Origin of the sequence: Salinimicrobium sp. TIG7-5_MAKvit (assembly GCF_049569215.1) — a bacterium.
In the GTDB taxonomy this organism is placed as follows: domain Bacteria; phylum Bacteroidota; class Bacteroidia; order Flavobacteriales; family Flavobacteriaceae; genus Salinimicrobium; species Salinimicrobium profundisediminis.
In genome coordinates, this window is record NZ_CP145903.1 from 2,235,937 (window position 1) to 2,254,409 (window position 18,473).

Sequence of the window (18,473 nt, forward strand, 5' to 3'; positions counted from 1 at the left end):
AGATTTCTGTAAATTTTGAATGGCATCGAATTTCTGTATTTGGTGCTTGGCCTGCCTACGCAAAAGCTTCGGCAGGTAAAAATTTGGTACTTCTTTAATTTTTCCGTGTTGCTTTTTTCTGTTGCTGAATGAAATCCAGAAGATCAACATCATTTCCCAGCAACACCGCTTCACTGTTGATCCTGCCTTCGAGGGATCCGTTTTCTAATTTCAGAACACCCCGTGGGCAAACCGCACTGCAAATCCCACAGCCAACACAACTGGAGCGTACGATGTTTTCCCCTTTTTGAGCATATGCCCGCACGTCAATTCCCATTTCACAATAGGTGGAGCAATTTCCGCAGGAGATGCATTGTCCGCCGTTGGTTGTGATCCTGAATTTAGAGAACAACCGCTGTTGCATTCCCAGTACCGCAGCCATTGGGCAGCCAAACCTACACCACACGCGATTTCCAAAAATTGGATAAAAACCGACCCCTATTACTCCCGAAAAGGCTGCGCCAATCAGGAAGCCATACCATTGCCTTAGCAAATAGCCGTAGGTCATTCCGCTGAAGTAAAATGCAGCGATAATGGCCAGAACAATGCTGAGGGAGATAATTGCGCCTTTTTTGGCATCTTTTGCCAGCCTGTTTCTTTTGAATATCCAGAAAAGACCAAAAAGCAGGACCAGAAATGCTGCCGAGCCCATTAGAAATACGTTCTTATCCAGCCAGAATTGATCCGGATTCTCATTCAGGAAAGAGTAAACTACTGCAATGGTCATTACCACCACGAGCACCAGAACGGCGTGAATGATATAACGTTCAAATTTCCATGTTGCCCTGCTTTTATCTGATAAATGTCTATAAGAGTCGCCGGCAGTTTCAGCGAGTCCGCCGCAGCCGCAAACCCAGGAGCAGTACCATCTTTTTCCGTAGAAATAGGTGAGGATGGGAGTGATCACAAAAATAGAAGCGATTCCGAAGAAGAGCATGAGCAGGCCAATATTTCCTGCGGAAAAGAATTCTGATAACTTATACCCCGCAAAAAGGTCATAATTCAGTGGCCATATATTCACCGGATTGAAATACGGCTGATTGAGCCTCATGAGGATCTCCGGAATAAGGAACGCGAATCCCAGCTGAAAAAACATTACGGAATATGTGCGCAGTACTTCATACTTATTGTGGCGGTACTTCAGCAAAAACTTATACCCAAAGGCAAGGATGGCGAGTGTGTATAGGGTTCCATAAACAAACCACTGACTTGCAGCATGACCGCTGATCAACCTGCTAAGCGGATCGAATAGAGCTATGAGTCCGCTGTTGGCGCCATCGGAATTGTAGCCCAGGTACTGCGGAAACCAGTATAACACGATGTAGAACAAAGTGAGGATTATTCCCGTGCCCCAGGCGACGCCGCCGCGGGAGGTCATTGACCTGAACCAGATGCCGTCGTTTTTCACCCCTGCAGATTTTCCCAGGTAAAGATCATTTGCAAAAATGATCACTCCCAATCCAATCAGCCCGATAGCCGAGTAAAGAAAAACTGAAGGCAGTTGCAAGTTGAAAAGGGCCAGGACCAAAATGAAAACGCCTGTCCAGCCGATGCCGGCGGCTACTTTTTGAGTAGTGGAGAGTGTTGCGGGCGGTTCTCCGGAAAGAGACATGTTATTTTGGGCTGTGGACATTTGTAGGAATTTGACACCTAACAGGTTTTAAAAACCTGTTAGGTGTGGCTGTTTATCATATTCTTTTTAAAACTACTAAAAATCTCCTTCTCGTGGCGATCGTAAAATTCGGGATCGAAATTGGCTTCGCGAAGGTGTGACAGGACATATTCAAGATCCCGTTCCTCTGTTAGCCAGCGGTCAAAGACTTCATGTCGCATCCTGATTCCAAAAGCGTTAATTCCGAGGAATTTATAGTTTCCGGGGTCAAAGGCAATGGTAATAGCCTTCTCACCATCTTTATGCTGCCAGTGAAAATGTTGTTCTGCCTCTCCGGGGTTTGCACTCACATTTCCGTAGGTTTGATACTCAATGTCAAAGAATTTTGCACTGTTAAACCAGTGACCGGGCTTATAAGCAAATGGCCTTCCGCAGATGGTTTGCGCCACGGTTTCTCCCATCATTCGGGCGGTGTACCATACGGCTTCAATATCTTTTCTGCCCGTTGTGGGCTGCCGGTGTTGTGCACAGTCTCCAATCGCATAAACGTTAGGAAGGTTTGTTTGTAGATTAGCATCAACAAGAATTCCGCGATCGGTTTCAATTTCTGATCCTTCCAAAAAGCCGATATTTGGCTTGACACCTACCGAAATTCCCAGCAGATCGCACGTGAGCTCTTCTTCCGAAGAGGTTTCTATAGAAGTCAATCTCCCGTTGGTGCCGTTGATCTTTTTAAGCTCAGTTTCGTGTTTCAAAACGATCCCGTGGCTTTCAATGTGCCGGGAGATCAATTGGGCATCTTCAATGGGCAGTACATTCTGCCAAAAAGCTTTTTCCCGAATGAGCATGGTCACAGGAATTTTGCGGGTGTGCAGCATTTCGGCCAGTTCCACTCCTATGAGTCCGCCGCCAACGATCACTGCACTTTTACAGGTTCGGGTGTTCTCTTCGAGCAGCTCGAGGTCTTGTTTTGAAACCAGTCCCTGTACGCCTTTGAGTTCTTCCCCGTCCCATCCCAGAAACCTGGGAGCAGAGCCGGTGGCAAGGATAAGCTGATCATAAGACATTTTTTCACCACCTCTCAAAAATAGCATTTTTGAAGAGACTTCTATTTTCTCGACATACGCCTGCTTCAGCTCGATGTTGTTCTCCTCCCAAAACCAGTCTTCGTAAGGCTTCAGGTGTTCCCATTTCATGTGGCCCATGTACACGTACATCAGGGCGGTACGCGAAAAGAAGTAGTCACTTTCCGCAGAGATCACCGTGATCTTTTTATCAGAAATCCGGCGAATGTGACGTGCAGCAGTGATCCCGGCCACGCCGTTTCCAATTATGACCACATGTTCTTTAGTTGACATTATTCTGCCGGCTTAAGTTCTATGCGTTTTATAAGTTCCCTAAATAGCGTGATCATCATAGGTTCGGCCTTTCCGGCGGTCTCAATAATATCCTGAATATTCACTGGTTTCAGGTCATCGGGATTTCCTTCATCGGTCAATACAGAGACTGCGGCAATTGGTATTTTAAGATGGTTGGCCACAATAACTTCGGGCACTGTACTCATTCCTACGGCATCGGCTCCAATGGTGCGCAAATAGCGGTACTCGGCGCGGGTTTCGAGCTGAGGCCCCACCACAGCGGCGTAAACTCCCTTGTGCAGTGGAAAGCCGTGTTCTTTGGCAATTTCCTGCATGATTCGGCCGCTTTGTTGATCATAAGGGGCACTCATATCTGTAAAGCGCGTGCCCAGTTGCTCCACACCCCTAAAAGCCAAAGGAGAACCGCCCTGAAGATTGATATGGTCATCGATAAGCATGATCTCACCTTTTTTAAACTCAGGATTCAAAGAACCTGCTGCGTTTGAAATGAGCAGTTTTTTGATCCCCAGGCGTTTCATAACCCTAACCGGAAAAGTTACATCCCACAATGAATAACCTTCATAAATATGGAAACGCCCCTGCATTACCACCACTTTTTTATAGTCGAGCTTCCCAAAAATGAGTTTTCCTTTATGGAATTCCACTGTTGCTGTTGGGAAGCCGGGAATGTGATTATAACTGACTTCTGACATTATTTCTAATTCATCAATCAATTTCCCCAGCCCGGTTCCCAGGATGATCCCTATTTCGGGTTTATCGAAGCCCCTGGCCTCAAGAAATTCTGTAGTGTGTTCTAAATCTTTGAGCATTGATTATTTTTTAAATATCCATTTGTTTAAAGTCGAGCGCCAGTGAATTCAGGCAATGCCGCTCTTCTGTTGGTACTCCGTCATAAGGAAAAATGTGTCCCAGGTGAGAATCGCATTGGGCGCACACCACTTCTACGCGCTCCATTCCGTAGCGGCGATCTATCTTTCGCTTCACGAGTTTTGAATCTATAGGCGCATAAAAGCTGGGCCAGCCTGTGCCCGAATCAAATTTGGTATTAGAGCTGTACAGCGGTAAACTACAGCCGCCACAGTAGTAAATACCTTCTTTTTTGTTGTCGTAATAGGCGTTGCGAAATGCCGGTTCTGTGCCTGCTTGCCGTAAAATTTCGTATTCTTCGGGAGTGAGCAGCTGTTTCCATTCTGCTTTAGATCGGGTGACATTTCCCACCTCAATGGTATCGGCCCTAACCGAATCATAATTTTGGGTTTGTACAGGCACTTCCTTGACCTGGGTCATAAGGGTGGCCCCTTTTTCGGTTTTCTTCCCTTCGTTGCACGCAAGGGTCAAAACCGCTGCAATTAAAAAAAGTAAAATCTTCATCTTCTTCATATCATTGTTTTTAATCAATCAATTTCATTAGTTCAGGATGGCTGCGCATATCTTCAAAAGTATCAATATCGTTGCGCACCGGCAACAGCTTTAGCTTTTCCTGCTCCAGGTCGCTAAGAGTTTGATCAAGAACCCGGCTGGTGCTCCAGTCTTTATTTCTGAAGAGTTGCGGAGTGGGTTTTTTCATGCCGAGCAGAAAATAGCCGCCATCCTGGGCCGGCCCCACTACATATTCATGATCGTCAAGTGTCAAAAATGCCATTTTCAGGTCTGCTTCTTCAATATCAAAAAGATCGCTTCCAATGATCACCACTTTTTGAAATCCTGCTTTAAATGCTTCGGAAAAAGCCTGCTCCATACGCTGTCCCAGATCCTGACCCTGCTGAAGTTTTTTTCTGAAAAATTCTTTGTTCCAAATATCATTCTCCGGAAGGGCTTCAGAATAATATACCCACTTTTCTACCGGAAGTGGCCGTGTAATGGCCACAGTATGCTGAAGCAGATAGTTGTAAACTTTTAAAGCTGCCCCGTCTCCAATACTTTGCGCAAGGCGTTTTTTGACCTTGCCTTTCTCCGGATTTCGGGTAAAAATGAGCAGTAATTCATCGGTTTTTTCTTTCATAATATCAGGTTACGCTGCCCTGGCAGCTGCTGCCTGCTCCTGCCGTGCAGCCATAGCAGTGTTGGGAAATGCAAATCTCTCTGTCCTGAAGCATTTCCGGTTCAAAATCTTTTAAATGCTGCACTTTCGAGTTGATCTTCAACCCCAGCATCTGGTTAAAATCGCAGTCGTACAGCCAGCCATCCCAACTTACTGAAAGTGTGTTCTTGCACATCACATTTTCTACGGCAGCGGGGTTGTACGCCTCAACCAGCGCAGTCATGTAATCTTCATAATTTTCTGAAGCTATAAGATACTCCAAAAACCGGCTTATTGGAAGGTTGGTGATGCAAAAAAGCTCATTGAATTCAATATCAAAATCCTCTTTTAGTGCCTTTTTGAAATCCCGCTCCAGGGCCTGCTGGTTGGCCGGTAAAAATGCCCCTGCAGGGTTATAGACCAGGTCAAGCTGGAGTCCGCTGTTCATTTTGCCATATCCTGCGGCATTCAGCATTTTTAGAGCCTGAATGGATTTGTCAAAAACTCCGTCGCCACGCTGCCTGTCCGTTTTTTCTTTTTTATAGAACGGAAGTGACGAGACCACATGCACATTGTGTTTCCTGAAGAACTCCGGCAGATCGTGGTATTTCTTATTGGCTACTATGATGGTAAGGTTGGAGCGCACAATGAAATCTTTGATTCCGGCTTTTGAAGCTTCTTCTACAAACCACCTGAAGTCTGGGTTCATCTCGGGTGCCCCGCCGGTAAGGTCTAAGGTATGTGCCCCCGATTTCCTGATCACGTCCAGGCAGAGCTGCATGGTTTCGCGGGTCATGATCTCCTTGCGATCGGGCCCCGCATCTACATGGCAATGCGAACACACCTGGTTACACATATAACCAAGATTGAGCTGCAGGATCTCCAGCTTTTTGGGCTTAAGCGGATAAGCTCCTTTCTCGCCCACTTTATCTCTAAACAACGGCAATTCCCCTTTACCAAAGATGCCATTGCTAAGGTATTTTAGCTGCTCGGCAGGGTTAGAGAGGAGGTTTTTTCGGGCTTGTAGGGATTTTGTGGGCATGTGTTACTGGTGGTTATAGTGACTGCTGAGCCGTGGCATGCAACGGCTTTACTTTGGATGTTGGTCCTGTGGAGACCCTTGGCATCTTACCTCGGAGCTGTTGCATACAACGCTTTACTTTGAGTGTGAGCTGGCTTAGCGCCTGGCTTCGCACCTGGCTTCTGAGCCGTTGCATGCAACGGCTTTACTTAACAAGTACAACAAGTTGTCACATGGACAACTTATTGTACTTGTTCATCATCTGGACTCCATGCACCAGGGTGGCACCGCCTTTTATGGCTGCGCCAACATGGATGGCTTCCATCATCTCTTCTTTTTCTATTCCGCGTTGTAGGCCGTCTTTGGTATAGGCATCTATACAATACGGGCATTGTACCACATGTGACACGGCAAGTGCGATAAGCGATTTTTCCCTGGCTGTAAGGGCGCCTTCTTCAAACACGCTGTTGTAGTATTCAAAAAATTTGCTTCCTAATTCTTCATCCCATTCCGATATACTGCCGAACTTCTTAAGGTCGGCGGGATCGTAATATGTTTTTGACATAAGTTTGTATTTGGGCCTCTAAGATAGGAAGTGTAAGGTAAAGAGCATTTAAACCTTCGTGAAATAAGGTCTTAAAAATGTCATTTTTGGAACCTCTTATGCAAACACATCAGAAAAGAACAATAATCCCAGCACCACAATGGCAATAATTACCCCAATGGCAATTACGCCCAGGCTACCTCCTGTTTTTTCTTCGGTTGACTGATTGACATGGTACTTTTTGTCAGTTTTTTTGTTCTCTACCGGTGTAGATTTTTTATTTTCCTTGCGATCGTTAGTTTCCATGGTAAAAGCTTTTAAAGTTTAAGGTACAAAATTGCCTTTAGAAACTTTTGTTTCTGAAATTTTGCAGGGGCACAATTAAGAAAAGTTTAGAGGTTAAGGCCTAATAAAGCGTTTTCCAGTCAATTTTGCTCAGGATCTCTTCCAACTCTTGTTTGGGGATATCCCGTGGCATAGCTGGCAATTTATCCCCTTCTCCCGGGCTAATCGGATATCCAAAAATGTGCATTAGCGGCCCTGCTTTTATGGCTGCTCTTTCTATTTGATCTATGCTCAATCCATCTACCCATTTATGACTTTTGCCCTTGTGCAGGTGCCGCGGATTCTCTTCTTTCATGCTTGAAAAACTCACTTCTGAAGCTATGGTCTTCTTTTCCTCTTCGCTCAAATCGAGATTGAGATACTTCAGCAATGACTCATATTCCTTCGGAAAAGATTTCAGCAGGTTTTCGTAGAATACAAAATGCAAATCCAGTTCTCCTGAATGCAGCAGGTAATTTCCGTAGAACCAGACCCATTGCTCCAGGAGGCGATCATATTCCGCAGAAAAAAATTCTTCAACCGAATTATAAGGGGAAGGGTAGTGCTTTTGCATGTAAGGCGTGAAAGCAAACTTGGCGGCCGAAAGCGCCGTGTCTCGCGGATCTCTCACAATGCAGACTTTCCTGTCAAAAAAGGCAAAAACTTCAGCAGTTTTTTGGCACCAGGTAGAATGCGTCCAGGCGAGGCTGGCTTCTTGAGAATAATCCTGCATATTAGGAACGGGCTCTTTCAGCAGGGAACTCACTCTAAAGGCAACACCATTGTCGTCAATGTCGAGCATATCGGTGCCTGCCTGGTCTTTAAAACTGAGTTTTTCTTGCTTAAGAGTAGCGTATTCGGGCCGTGTCTTTGTATAATAAGTGATTTCTTCACCCGCCTGTTCCAGGCTTTTCTTCAGAATTGTATTAAGCCAAAAGCTGCCAGATTTTGGGGCGCTAACCTGTAATATGTTCATATTTCGTTTTTTTGACCAGAAGTTAGTAAAATTTGAAGAAAGTGCATTACTGCCATTTTTCATGAGATATAGCCTTCAGAAAGATGCTGGCATGGTACTTGAACCAACCCACGGCAAATAAAACTTTTAATATGACCAATGTAAACAAACTGGCAGGAGCGCTTATAGTATTTTTAATGCTGGGTAGTACAGCGACTTTTGCACAGGAGCAACAGGCGCCGGAGCAACAACAGCAATCGGCTGAAGTAACCGATGCCGAATTGACCAAATTTGTACAGGCGCTACAGGGCGTTCAACAAGTGGCGATGGAAGCACAACAAAAGATGATGCAGCTGGTGAAAGACGAAGGCATGGAATTTGCCCGTTTCAACGAGATTCACCAGGCTTCAGTAGATCCTGAAGTTGAGGTAGAAGCTACTCCCGAAGAAAAAGCGACCCACAAAAAGATCATAGGGCAATTTGAATCTATGCAGGCGGGACTTCAGCAACAATTGGAGGAGTTCATCAGCCAACAGGGACTTACGCTGGAAAGATATGAGCAAATTGCGATGAGAATCCAGACTGATACGCAACTTCAACAGAGAATTCAGCAGATGCTACAGGGTTAAATTCTGAAATATTCCTATTAAAGGAGGCTGTTTTAAGAGCTACTAAAACCTCAATCTTAAGTAAATTCGGGCTGACAGGAACAGGGCTGTTAAGACAGCCTTTTTTTTATGTTGTTTTCTCCGGGTTTGTTAGCAGTATCCCAAAAATGACGGAGCGGGCTATAAAGTATCGTTAAAAAGTTTTGTTGGAAGATCCCTTTCTTTAATTTTAAAACACACTAAATCAGGACAGTGTAATTCACTCCTGATTTATGGATGCTTTAAAAAAGAAAAACTTACCAGTATGCTAGCAATGAATTACCGCGGTCCTTTCAGGATTCGTGCAGACCGTGACCGTCCTTTCCCAGAAATTGAGCATCCCGAAGATGCTATTGTAAAAGTAACCAGAAGTTGTATTTGCGGCTCAGACCTTCACCTGTATCACGGCCTCGTGCCCGATACCCGGGTGGGAACTACTTTTGGCCATGAATTTATAGGAGAAGTGGTAGATGTGGGCTCTTCAGTCACTAAAGTAAAGGTGGGCGACCAGGTGATGGTGCCTTTTAATATTGCCTGTGGTAAATGTGCATTTTGCAAGCAGGAAATGTACGGAATGTGCCATGAAGCAAATCCACAGTCTACCGCTGCCGGTGGAATTTTTGGGTACTCACATACTACAGGAGGTTACCATGGCGGGCAGGCAGAATACGTGCGGGTTCCTTATGCCAATGTTGGACCTACAGTGATCCCCGACTGGATGGATCCTGACGACGCCGTGCTCCTTACCGATGTGGTGCCCACAGGATACCAGGCAGCCGAAATGGGAGGCATTCAGGAAGGTGATACCGTGGTGGTATTTGGTGCCGGCCCAATAGGGATTATGGCAGCGAAATCGGCCTGGCTCTTTGGCGCAGGCAGAGTGATTGTGATAGACAAGCTCGATTACCGGCTTGAATTTGTAAAGGATTTTGCTCAATGCGAGGTGTATAATTTTACAGCACTTGAAGATCCGGTAGTATTCATTAAAAAAATCACAGATTCGCTTGGGGCCGATGTTTGTATAGATGCCGTGGGTGCCGAAGCTGCAGGAGATACTATGAATACGATGCTGGGGAGAAAGCTTCTCATACAGGGAGGCTCAACAACCGCGCTCCACTGGGCTATCAACTCGGTTAAAAAAGGCGGAATCGTATCAATAGTTGGGGTATATGGTCCTATTGATGCTTTAGTGCCCATTGGGAATGTGGTGAACAAGGGTATTACCATCAGGGCGAGCCAGGCTTCGGTAAAAAGGCTGCTGCCAAAAATGATAGAGCACGTAAAATCGGGAACAATCAAGCCGAAGGAAATGATCACGCACCGCATTCCGCTGGAAGAGGTGGCCGAAGGTTACCACATTTTCAGCAATAAGCTCGACAATTGTATAAAAACCGTGCTTATTCCGCCATCAGCATAAGAGCAGCATTTTAAATTAAAAAACAGAATTTATGATCGGAGATCAAACCAAACCCGAAGACTTCAAGAATGAAAGAGGGGGCGACCACAGCCATATAAAAGGATGGGGAATAGACCGGGATCCAAAAAATGATCCCACTTACCCCATGAAACATAGAACAGATGAAGAAATAGAAGGATATACCTGGGAACGGCCCGAGCAACAACCAGTGAATATTGAAGTGTTGCATTCGGTGGAACGGCCTAACATTCCGGCGGTTTTTGGAACAGCACAACCCCCCGAGGGGCTGAGTGGCGCTCTAAGACGTTTCGCCTTTAAGTACAGTGAATCGAGCTATGGGCGCTGGCTTCCGTTAGTAATGGCCGATAGGATTGGTGAAATTGAGGGCATTGTTGATGACCTTAAAAAAGGGCATATCCCCAACCTGTTTGCTGAACACGGCTTAAAATCTGAATGGAAGTACAACCGCAAAAAATTTGTACTAAAATCGGCAGTCACGGCAGCTGCATTTGCCGGCGTGCTGTTGTTTCTCACGCGAGATAAAAAAGATTAAGCTGAAGTTCATATTCGGTTAAAATTAAAACCCAGGTGTCAAAAATGCCATTTTTGACACCTGGGTTTTTTTCTCTTTATTCTAAGGGGGTAAATACTCCGAGGCTTGCCTCGTTAGTAAATGTTTAAAGTCTGAAAACGTGTTCTCCTATATAATGCTCCGTGGGCTTGCCCCGGAGAAATTTACTTTAGAAGGAAATTCTTCAGGTCTTCGTAATCCGAAATTTGAACAGCTTTCTTTTCCCGGTGTTTCAATGCTTCAATATCAGGCGGGAGCGGGATCTTTTTCCCAATCACATCTTCAATAGTTTCCAGGAACTTTACCGGGTGGGCCGTTTCAAGGAAAATTCCGTATTATGCTTCCGAAGGAATTCTTTGAGCCCCAAATATCCTACAGCGCCATGTGGATCCATTAAATATCCTGTGTCTTCATAGACCATCTTAACAATTTCCTTAGTTTGATCATCAGTATAACTGAAGGAAGACAGATGCGACTTCAGGTCCTCAAAATTATTGCTGAAAAGTTCCAGGATACGAATAAAATTGCTGGGGTCGCCAACATCCATGGCGTTAGAGATGGTCTGTACGCTGGCGGTTGGTTCATATTTCTGAGTTTGTAAAAATCGGGTGACCACGTTGTTCTCATTGTTGGCAGCTACAAAATGATCAATGGGTAGACCCATTTCTTTTGCGAGGAGTCCGGCACAAATATTTCCGAAGTTACCACTGGGTACCGAAAAAGCCAGTTTTTGATCTCTGTTTTTCACTTGTTCATAGGCCAGGAAATAATAGAACATTTGAGGCAGCCAACGCGCCACGTTGATTGAATTGGCCGAAGTGAGTTTTCTATGCTGCTGAATTTCGGAATCCAAAAATGCCATTTTCACCATGCTTTGACAGGCATCAAAAGAACCATCTACTTCGAGGGCGGTAATATTTTCGCCCAAAGTGGTGAGCTGTTTCTCCTGTATCTCACTCACTTTACCTTTAGGGTAGAGGATGACCACCTCAATACCTTTTACCTTCAGGAAGCCCCTGGCCACGGCGCCCCCGGTATCACCCGAGGTTGCCACAAGTACCGTAACTCCCGGAATGTTGCCTTTCTTTATGAAATAGCCCAGGGTGCCCGCCATAAATTTGGCACCTACATCTTTGAAGGCCAGGGTAAGGCCGTGGAACAATTCCAGTACGCCCACCTGCTCTTCAACGGGTTTTACTGGGAAGTCAAAATTTAGCGTATTTTCTATAATGCCAGCTAATTCGGCGGGAGGTATTTCTCCTTCCACAAACTGGCCGATTGCTTGCGTGGCAATTTCGGTTGGGGTAAGGGAAGAGATTTGTTGAAAGAATTGCTTCGGAAGTTTTTTTATTTCCTTCGGAAAATACAGCCCTTTATTGGGTCCCAAACCATTGAGCACCGCCGTTTCAAAACTTACTTTGTGGTTTTTGTCGTTTAAGCTGAAGTACTTCATGATATGATTTTTACGCCTTCATTCCCTATGTTAGAGAGGTGAAGATCAAAGTCTATTTCCTTTTCCTGGTAGTATTTCTGGATAGCTGCTCCCGTTTGTTTGGCTGAAGCCTCGCCTTTACACATCGCAAAGACCGAGGGCCCCGAGCCGGAAATGCCAAATCCCAAAGCGCCGCTCTCCCGGGCTATGATCTTAAGCTCGTCAAAAAAGGGAATTAAAATAGAACGTACAGGTTCTACAATTTCATCTTTAAGGCTTCTGCCCAAAAGATCGTAGTCATTGGAGTACAGAGCACTCACAAAAGCGCCTAAATTTCCCCACTGTTTTACAGCTTTTTGAAGGCTGATGCTCTGCCTGATGATTGAACGGGAATCCATAGTCTTTACTTCAATTAACGGGTGCAGGATCACCATGCGCAGATCTTGCGGAGTGGGCAGGTGAATTACTTCAAGCGGCTCGTAACTTCTTATGAGGTTAAAGCCGCCCAAAAGTGCCGGTGCGACGTTATCGGCATGTGCATTTCCGCTGGCAAGGCGTTCCCCTTCCATAGCAAAGGGAATAAGTTCTTCGGGAGAAAAGGGCTCGTTTAGAAGTTTATTGACGGCAAAAACTGCTCCTGCCGAGCTTGCTGCACTGCTTCCAATCCCGCTACCTGCTTTGATCTTCTTATAGATCTCGATATCAAAACCCTGTTGCGAATTCAAATGCTTCAGGAGCGCACGAACGGCCACTCCGGCTACATTTTTGTCTGCTTCCCTAGGAAGGTCCTGCCCGGTGATCTTTGTTATTCTTATCTCGCCTGTAGCATTCTTCCGAAGCAACATTTCATCACCTATAGACTTCAGGCAACAACCCAGCACGTCAAAACCGCACGAGAGATTTGCAACAGTTGCCGGGGCAAATATTTTGATTTCGTCCATGGCCTATTTTTTTCCGATTCTTATGATGTCGGCGAAGATCCCGGAGGCAGTGACATCTGCACCGGCACCTGCTCCCTTCACGATCAATGGCTGCTGGCTGTAGCGATCTGTAAAGAAAAGTACAATGTTGTCACTCCCGCTCAAATTATAGAATGGATGCTCGGGGCCTACTTGTTGTAGCCCTACACTGGCCTTGCCATTTTCAAGCTGGGCCACATACTTTAACTGGGCATTGTTCTGGGCGGCATTGTCATAGATCTCTTTGAACTTAGGTTCGTCTTTCTTTAAAATCTCAAAGAATTCTTCATTAGAACCGGCTTCGAGGCTCTCTTTGGAAAGGAAACTCTTATTCTCTATATCTTCAAGTTCCATCTGGAGTCCGCTTTCGCGGGAAAGGATGAGTATTTTCCGGGCCACGTCTACCCCGCTAAGGTCAATGGTAGGATCGGGTTCGGTATAGCCTTCTTTCATCGCTTTTTCTACCACCTTGTAGAAAGGTTCTGAAGCATCATAGTTGTTAAAGACAAAATTGAGGCTGCCCGAAAGCACCGCCTGAATTTTAGTGATTCTATCTCCCGAAGCCACGAGGTTCTTAAGCGTATCTATAATGGGCAAGCCTGCACCCACGTTGGTTTCGTATAAAAAGGAAGCGCCGTATTCCCGTGATAGATCCTGCAGTCTTGAGTAGCTCTTAAATTCCTGGGAACAGGCAATTTTATTACAGGTCACCACCGAAATTGAGTGGGAGAGGTAATGGTCATATAGCGAGGAAATCTCAGGACTGGCTGTGTTATCCACAAAAATGCTGTTGCGAAGGTTCAGGGATTTTACCTGCTCAAAAAAGGCATTTTTGTCACCTTTTTCTCCGTTATCAAGAAGTTGTTTCCAGTTTTCGAGATCCAGACCGTTCTCGTCAAAAACCATCTTTTTGGAGTTGGAGAGGCCGAGGATCCTTACTTTAAGCCGAAGTTTTTCCAGAAGATAAGCTTCCTGGTTTTTTAACTGGTTGAGCAGTTTACTACCCACATTGCCCACCCCTGTGATAAAGAGGTTGAGTTCTTTTGAAGGCACTTCAAAGAATTGTTCGTGAAGCACATTGAGGGCTTTGGTTACATCTTTTTTAGCGATAACTGCTGAAATATTGCGTTCTGATGAGCCCTGCGCTATGGCCCTGATGTTGATATTGTTATTGCCCAGCGCACTGAACATTTTTCCGCTTAGCCCGTGATGGCTCTTCATGCGGTCGCCCACCAACGCAACAATGGCGATATTATCTTCAATCTCCACACTTTTAATTTTTCCCGACTGTATCTCTACCTCAAAAGCTTCATTGAGCGCATCTTTTGCAGCCTGGGCTTCATCCTCTTTTAGAGCAAGGCAAATGCTGTGTTCCGAAGAAGCCTGTGTGATTAAGACCACACTTATGTTCACGTGGAATAACGCCTCGAAGCAGCGTTTTGAAAATCCGGCTACTCCCACCATTCCGCTGCCTTCAATATTGATCAATTTTACAGCGTCAATATGTGTGATGCCGGTAACCCATCTAAAGTTTTCTTTACATCCTTTAGAAATCACGGTGCCTGCTGCTTCAGGCTTAAAAGTATTTTTGATATTGATCTTGATCTCATTCTTTAGAAGTGGCTGAAGCGTGGGAGGATATAGAACTTTTGCCCCAAAATGCGAAAGCTCCATGGCCTCTTCATAAGAGATATTCTTTAAAGCATAAGCCTGCGGCACTATACTGGGGTTGGCGGTATACATTCCGTCTACATCGGTGTAAACCTTGAGGGTTTGTAAATTGAGCGCACCAGCAAAGATCGCTGCAGTAAAATCTGACCCGCCCCGGCCAAGGGTGCTGGGAACGCCTTGTTCATTGCGGGCTACAAACCCGGGTACGACAAAGAGTTTTGCTTTATTTTGGTTAAAGAGATCCTGGATGTTTTTATAAGTCTTTTCGTAGTTCACCTGAATTTTCTCCTGCGTATTTCTGCAAACAATAAGCTCCCGGCTGTCAACAAACAGCACGTCTTCTTGCAGGCTTTTGAAGTATTCAGCAATAATGAGCGAGGATAGAATTTCTCCAAAACCTGAAATTACGTGTCGGGTACGATCAGATAGCTCATTTAGCAGGTAAACCCCTTCATAAAGGGTTTCCAGGCGGTTAAATTCATTTTTTACACGGGCAAGGATCCGGCTTTGATCTTTTACCTGGATTAATTCTTTGACGACATTAAGATGTCTTTTTTCATTTTTTTCAAGCAGGTCTTTATAGGAAGCGTCTTCATTTGCGGCGAGTTCGGCCATTTGCAGCAGTTCATTGGTGACGCCGCCAAAAGCTGAAAACACAGCGATGGTATTATCGGTATTAACATGATCTTGAACAATCTTGGAAACGAGTTTAATATTTTTCGAAGAGGCAACAGACGAGCCCCCGAATTTCAGGATATTCATAAGGTTGGATTTTTAAGACTATAAATGATTTAGTGTCTTGTTTAAAAACAAGAAGGTATGCGGACGGAAATATTTTAGATCACTACCCCCAAGGGGTAATCATAATCATTGTAGTAATAGTCATCGTGGCAACAGTCCCTGTCGCGGAAAGAAATAGATTATATGTGGACTGTTTATTGCTCATGTATGGCTTACAGTTGGTGAATATATTCAATATTTTCAATTAAAGAAATTTATAAAAGTATTTTTTCGTAAAAAACTGTAGTTTGTTTATTATTTCAGTCTTTTTTGTATAAAGTGAACAGCTTTTCCGAAGAACTTTTAAAGATGCTCATGCCAGGATTGCAAAGTGTAGGGGTGCTTAGCCGAAGACTATTAAGGAAATATTAATTAGGGTTTTTATGAGGGTATTTAGCATAGCATTAACGGAGATTGCAATCTTATCTGGGTACTTTGAAAAAAACTTAAAAAAAGAGCTATTATGAAATTAAAGAAATTTTATCTTTTAATGTTGCCAATGATTCTAAGTCTCGGATTAGTGGCGTGTAGTGATGATGATGATGGGGGGGTAGATCCCGATCTTCCACCAACCGGAGCTATTGTTGTAGATGAGCAGGTAACTGTGCAGGATGGTACCTTAACTATCAATTCAGTAAACATTAGTGAAGACGGATGGGTGGTAATTCACCGTGATAATAACGGAGCACCTGTAGTGCCTGGAATTATCTCTGTTCCCAAACAAATTGATGATGGGCCTACCACTAATGTGACTATTGAATTAAAAGATGGTGAGCAGGTACAAAACGGAGAAATCCTATGGGTAATGCTTCACGTAGATAACGGGCAGAGCGGCGTGTACGAATTTGATACCGTTAACGGTGTTGATGCGCCTGTTACCGATTTACAGGGAGATATTGTAACCGTACCCTTTACTGTAGTTGTAGAAGGTGATGATGTTTTGCTTACTGCTGCCGACCAGGATTTAGTGAACGGGGTAGTGTATGTTGAATCTATTACTCTTGAAGAAGATGGGTATGTGGTGATCCACGAATCTAATGACGCCGGAGACGGCCCTCAGGTTCCTGAAATCATTTCACAACCTGTTTATCTTGAAGCCGGTGCGTATGCTAATGTAGGAGTGCCATTAAAAGAAGACGCCACTGTTGAAGCCGGAGATGTTTTATGGGTAATGCTCCATGAAGATACCGGGGAAGAGGGTGTTTATGAATTTGATGGAGAGAATGGACTTGACAGTCCCCTTACAAAAGATGGGGATATTGTGGTTACCCCAATTACCATTAATGATGTGACTGAAGCACCAATGAGCGGTATGCTTACAGTAAATGACCAGCCTATTGTTGACAACACTATTACTGTTGAAAGCATCAATGTTGATATGGATGGATGGGTTGTAGTTCATGCTACTAATGAAGCCGGAGACGGACCTCAGGTTCCCGAAATTATTTCTGAACCTGTATACCTTGAAGCCGGAGACAACACCGATGTTGTAGTGACTTTTGAAGAAGATGCCAATGTTGCTGCAGGAGATACCGTTTGGGTAATGCTGCATGACGACACAGGAGTGGAAGAAGTCTATGAGTTTGACAACATGAACGGGCTTGATTTGCCTCTGTTTGATGATGACGGAATCATTGTTACTCCAATCACTCTTGAATAGTAAAATAATTGCTAATATTGAAAGGCTGCCTGTTTTGGCGGCCTTTTTTTATTCTAAGGGGGTAAATACTCCGAGGCTTGCCTCGTTAGTAAATGTTTAAAGTCTGAAAACGTGTTCTCCTATATAATGCTCCGTGGGCTTGCCCCGGAGAAATTTACTCCTGAATTTTAACTTAACCTGAAGCAGTTCAGCTACTCTTAAATATTTAAGCTAAAAATCAATAATTAGTTCATCTTTACTCCAAAAATGGCATTTTTGAAAAGGATTTTCCGCAAGGTTCAAAACACGGCTTAGTGAGCAAATTTCTTCCAGACGCCGGTGGCCGATTTTATGATCAACAACATTAAGATCCCAACGGCCAGGCCTGTGAGGAACTCTACCAGAATTCCCGGTAAGCTGGGAAGAAGGTCATGCATAAAATGAATATTATGAACAAAGATACCTCCCGAAACCAGGAGTAAAGCTATAGTTCCAATCACCGAAAGGCTTTTAATGACCTTGGGCAGGGCACTAACCAAAAAACCTCCTATTTTGTCTGAGATACTGTCTTTTCGATCATTAAGATCAATGAGTTTTGCCCCAAATTCATCCATTCTTACAATGAGGGCCACAATACCGTACACGCCCACGGTAGCTATAAAAGCAATGACGGTTACCACAAGAATTTGCGTGACCAGGGTTTCATTGGCAACACTTCCCAACGCAATAATGACGATCTCAACTGAAAGTATAAAATCGGTTAAAATAGCCGATTTGATCTTTTCTTTTTCGATCCTTAAAATCTCTTCTTCGGAAAGTTTTTCGAGTTTAGGTGCATCAGTTTCATGAGCATGAGGAAAGAAATATTCATAGATCTTCTCTGCACCTTCATATGCCAGATATAATCCGCCAATGATCAGGATCACGGTCACTGCAGCGGGCAGAAAAGCGCTTAGCAAGAAGGCGAGGGGCAGGATGATCAACTTGTTCAAAAAGGAACCTTTTGTGATTGCCCATAACACCGGCAATTCACGGGAAGACATGAAGCCGGAGGCCTTTTCGGCATTCACAGCAAGGTCGTCACCAAGAATTCCTGCGGTTTTCTTTCCGGCGACTTTAGACATCATGGCTACGTCGTCCATTAAAGTGGCAATATCATCTAAAAGAGCAAAAAATCCTGAAGCCATAGTTGATTATAATTTTTTGCAGGCAAGATAAGCGGTTTTTGGAAATTTCAGGAGCAATAGCAGAGGAGTTGATTCATCTTCACATAACTTTATAACTAATAAAGGAAGGAGCTCTCTTAAAGCAGCTGGAAAATCACTGCTGAAAAATGCCATTTTTGAGAGGTAACCTGAAGTGGCTTTACTCGCACATAAAATGTCTTTTCCGAAGAATTAAAAAGTCTTTATTGGACAATTTTGAGGAAGAGTGCTATTCTTCAGCAAAATTATTTAAAAGCT

16 protein-coding genes and 1 pseudogene are annotated in these 18,473 nt (G+C 44.4%); 4 read left to right on the forward strand and 13 right to left on the reverse strand.

Annotation, left to right across the window (positions count from 1 at the left end; all coding sequences use genetic code 11):
- Window positions 1-94: 94 nt before the first annotated feature.
- From V5739_RS10075 to V5739_RS10115, 9 genes are all read right to left on the reverse strand, one after another.
- Complete coding sequence (locus V5739_RS10075; RefSeq protein WP_423818063.1) at window positions 95-1,672, reverse strand: 4Fe-4S binding protein; 1,578 nt, start codon at window positions 1,670-1,672, stop codon at window positions 95-97.
- A gap of 38 nt (window positions 1,673-1,710) precedes the next feature.
- Window positions 1,711-3,009, reverse strand: coding sequence for an NAD(P)/FAD-dependent oxidoreductase (locus tag V5739_RS10080; RefSeq protein WP_423818064.1), 1,299 nt, complete (start codon window positions 3,007-3,009; stop codon window positions 1,711-1,713).
- Window positions 3,009-3,839 carry a purine-nucleoside phosphorylase gene (locus V5739_RS10085; protein WP_423818065.1) on the reverse strand — a complete coding sequence of 277 codons (831 nt, stop codon included), beginning with the start codon at window positions 3,837-3,839 and terminating at the stop codon, window positions 3,009-3,011. The genes V5739_RS10080 and V5739_RS10085 overlap by 1 nt, the downstream gene beginning before the upstream one ends.
- A gap of 10 nt (window positions 3,840-3,849) precedes the next feature.
- Window positions 3,850-4,410, reverse strand: a complete 561-nt coding sequence (gene msrB, locus V5739_RS10090) for a peptide-methionine (R)-S-oxide reductase MsrB (RefSeq protein ID WP_423818066.1) — start codon at window positions 4,408-4,410, stop codon at window positions 3,850-3,852.
- 10 nt (window positions 4,411-4,420) lie between these two features.
- Window positions 4,421-5,032 carry a TIGR04282 family arsenosugar biosynthesis glycosyltransferase gene (locus tag V5739_RS10095; RefSeq protein WP_423818067.1) on the reverse strand — a complete coding sequence of 204 codons (612 nt, stop codon included), beginning with the start codon at window positions 5,030-5,032 and terminating at the stop codon, window positions 4,421-4,423.
- Window positions 5,033-5,036: 4 nt separating this feature from the next.
- Window positions 5,037-6,092 carry an arsenosugar biosynthesis radical SAM (seleno)protein ArsS gene (gene arsS, locus V5739_RS10100; protein ID WP_423818068.1) on the reverse strand — a complete coding sequence of 352 codons (1,056 nt, stop codon included), beginning with the start codon at window positions 6,090-6,092 and terminating at the stop codon, window positions 5,037-5,039.
- 208 nt (window positions 6,093-6,300) lie between these two features.
- A complete protein-coding gene (locus tag V5739_RS10105; RefSeq protein ID WP_029036636.1) occupies window positions 6,301-6,636 on the reverse strand; it encodes an arsenosugar biosynthesis-associated peroxidase-like protein in 336 nt (111 codons plus the stop codon).
- A 96-nt stretch (window positions 6,637-6,732) separates the two neighbouring features.
- On the reverse strand, window positions 6,733-6,921 hold the full coding sequence (locus V5739_RS10110) for a hypothetical protein (RefSeq protein ID WP_345596985.1): 189 nt from the start codon (window positions 6,919-6,921) through the stop codon (window positions 6,733-6,735).
- A 100-nt stretch (window positions 6,922-7,021) separates the two neighbouring features.
- Window positions 7,022-7,915 carry a sulfotransferase domain-containing protein gene (locus V5739_RS10115; RefSeq protein ID WP_423818069.1) on the reverse strand — a complete coding sequence of 298 codons (894 nt, stop codon included), beginning with the start codon at window positions 7,913-7,915 and terminating at the stop codon, window positions 7,022-7,024.
- 131 nt (window positions 7,916-8,046) lie between these two features.
- Here V5739_RS10115 and V5739_RS10120 point away from each other — a divergent pair, with 131 nt between their 5' ends.
- The 3 genes from V5739_RS10120 to V5739_RS10130 all read left to right on the forward strand — a co-directional run bounded on the left by V5739_RS10120 (window position 8,047) and on the right by V5739_RS10130 (window position 10,511).
- On the forward strand, window positions 8,047-8,523 hold the full coding sequence (locus V5739_RS10120; RefSeq protein ID WP_423818070.1) for a DUF4168 domain-containing protein: 477 nt from the start codon (window positions 8,047-8,049) through the stop codon (window positions 8,521-8,523).
- Window positions 8,524-8,806: 283 nt separating this feature from the next.
- The gene (locus V5739_RS10125) at window positions 8,807-9,958 is read left to right on the forward strand and encodes a zinc-dependent alcohol dehydrogenase (RefSeq protein WP_423818071.1); all 1,152 of its coding nucleotides are present in this window, start codon (window positions 8,807-8,809) and stop codon (window positions 9,956-9,958) included.
- A gap of 31 nt (window positions 9,959-9,989) precedes the next feature.
- Window positions 9,990-10,511 (forward strand): hypothetical protein, encoded by a 522-nt coding sequence (locus tag V5739_RS10130; protein ID WP_423818072.1) that lies wholly within the window; start codon window positions 9,990-9,992, stop codon window positions 10,509-10,511.
- 182 nt (window positions 10,512-10,693) lie between these two features.
- On the opposite strand, the pseudogene thrC reads toward V5739_RS10130, so the two are convergent.
- The 3 genes and pseudogenes from thrC to thrA all read right to left on the reverse strand — a co-directional run bounded on the left by thrC (window position 10,694) and on the right by thrA (window position 15,353).
- A pseudogene (gene thrC / locus V5739_RS10135) lies at window positions 10,694-11,982 on the reverse strand (threonine synthase).
- Entirely contained in the window at window positions 11,979-12,902 is a 924-nt protein-coding gene (locus tag V5739_RS10140) for a homoserine kinase (protein ID WP_423818073.1), read from the reverse strand. The pseudogene thrC and the gene V5739_RS10140 overlap by 4 nt, the downstream one beginning before the upstream one ends.
- Before the next feature lie 3 nt (window positions 12,903-12,905).
- On the reverse strand, window positions 12,906-15,353 hold the full coding sequence (thrA, locus tag V5739_RS10145) for a bifunctional aspartate kinase/homoserine dehydrogenase I (RefSeq protein ID WP_423818074.1): 2,448 nt from the start codon (window positions 15,351-15,353) through the stop codon (window positions 12,906-12,908).
- 481 nt (window positions 15,354-15,834) lie between these two features.
- Here thrA and V5739_RS10150 point away from each other — a divergent pair, with 481 nt between their 5' ends.
- On the forward strand, window positions 15,835-17,031 hold the full coding sequence (locus V5739_RS10150) for a DUF7282 domain-containing protein (protein ID WP_423818075.1): 1,197 nt from the start codon (window positions 15,835-15,837) through the stop codon (window positions 17,029-17,031).
- Window positions 17,032-17,321: 290 nt separating this feature from the next.
- Here the strand turns inward: V5739_RS10150 and V5739_RS10155 are convergent, their stop codons facing one another.
- A complete protein-coding gene (locus V5739_RS10155; protein ID WP_423818076.1) occupies window positions 17,322-18,197 on the reverse strand; it encodes a DUF808 domain-containing protein in 876 nt (291 codons plus the stop codon).
- Window positions 18,198-18,473 lie beyond the last annotated feature (276 nt).

Coding starts and splice junctions, on each gene's coding strand:
- V5739_RS10075 (WP_423818063.1), bottom strand. CDS start 1,672: ATGTCCACAGCCCAAAATAACATGTCTCTTTCCGGAGAACCGCCCGCA.
- V5739_RS10080 (WP_423818064.1), bottom strand. CDS start 3,009: ATGTCAACTAAAGAACATGTGGTCATAATTGGAAACGGCGTGGCCGGG.
- V5739_RS10085 (WP_423818065.1), bottom strand. CDS start 3,839: ATGCTCAAAGATTTAGAACACACTACAGAATTTCTTGAGGCCAGGGGC.
- msrB (WP_423818066.1), bottom strand. CDS start 4,410: ATGAAGAAGATGAAGATTTTACTTTTTTTAATTGCAGCGGTTTTGACC.
- V5739_RS10095 (WP_423818067.1), bottom strand. CDS start 5,032: ATGAAAGAAAAAACCGATGAATTACTGCTCATTTTTACCCGAAATCCG.
- arsS (WP_423818068.1), bottom strand. CDS start 6,092: ATGCCCACAAAATCCCTACAAGCCCGAAAAAACCTCCTCTCTAACCCT.
- V5739_RS10105 (WP_029036636.1), bottom strand. CDS start 6,636: ATGTCAAAAACATATTACGATCCCGCCGACCTTAAGAAGTTCGGCAGT.
- V5739_RS10110 (WP_345596985.1), bottom strand. CDS start 6,921: ATGGAAACTAACGATCGCAAGGAAAATAAAAAATCTACACCGGTAGAG.
- V5739_RS10115 (WP_423818069.1), bottom strand. CDS start 7,915: ATGAACATATTACAGGTTAGCGCCCCAAAATCTGGCAGCTTTTGGCTT.
- V5739_RS10120 (WP_423818070.1), top strand. CDS start 8,047: ATGACCAATGTAAACAAACTGGCAGGAGCGCTTATAGTATTTTTAATG.
- V5739_RS10125 (WP_423818071.1), top strand. CDS start 8,807: ATGCTAGCAATGAATTACCGCGGTCCTTTCAGGATTCGTGCAGACCGT.
- V5739_RS10130 (WP_423818072.1), top strand. CDS start 9,990: ATGATCGGAGATCAAACCAAACCCGAAGACTTCAAGAATGAAAGAGGG.
- V5739_RS10140 (WP_423818073.1), bottom strand. CDS start 12,902: ATGGACGAAATCAAAATATTTGCCCCGGCAACTGTTGCAAATCTCTCG.
- thrA (WP_423818074.1), bottom strand. CDS start 15,353: ATGAATATCCTGAAATTCGGGGGCTCGTCTGTTGCCTCTTCGAAAAAT.
- V5739_RS10150 (WP_423818075.1), top strand. CDS start 15,835: ATGAAATTAAAGAAATTTTATCTTTTAATGTTGCCAATGATTCTAAGT.
- V5739_RS10155 (WP_423818076.1), bottom strand. CDS start 18,197: ATGGCTTCAGGATTTTTTGCTCTTTTAGATGATATTGCCACTTTAATG.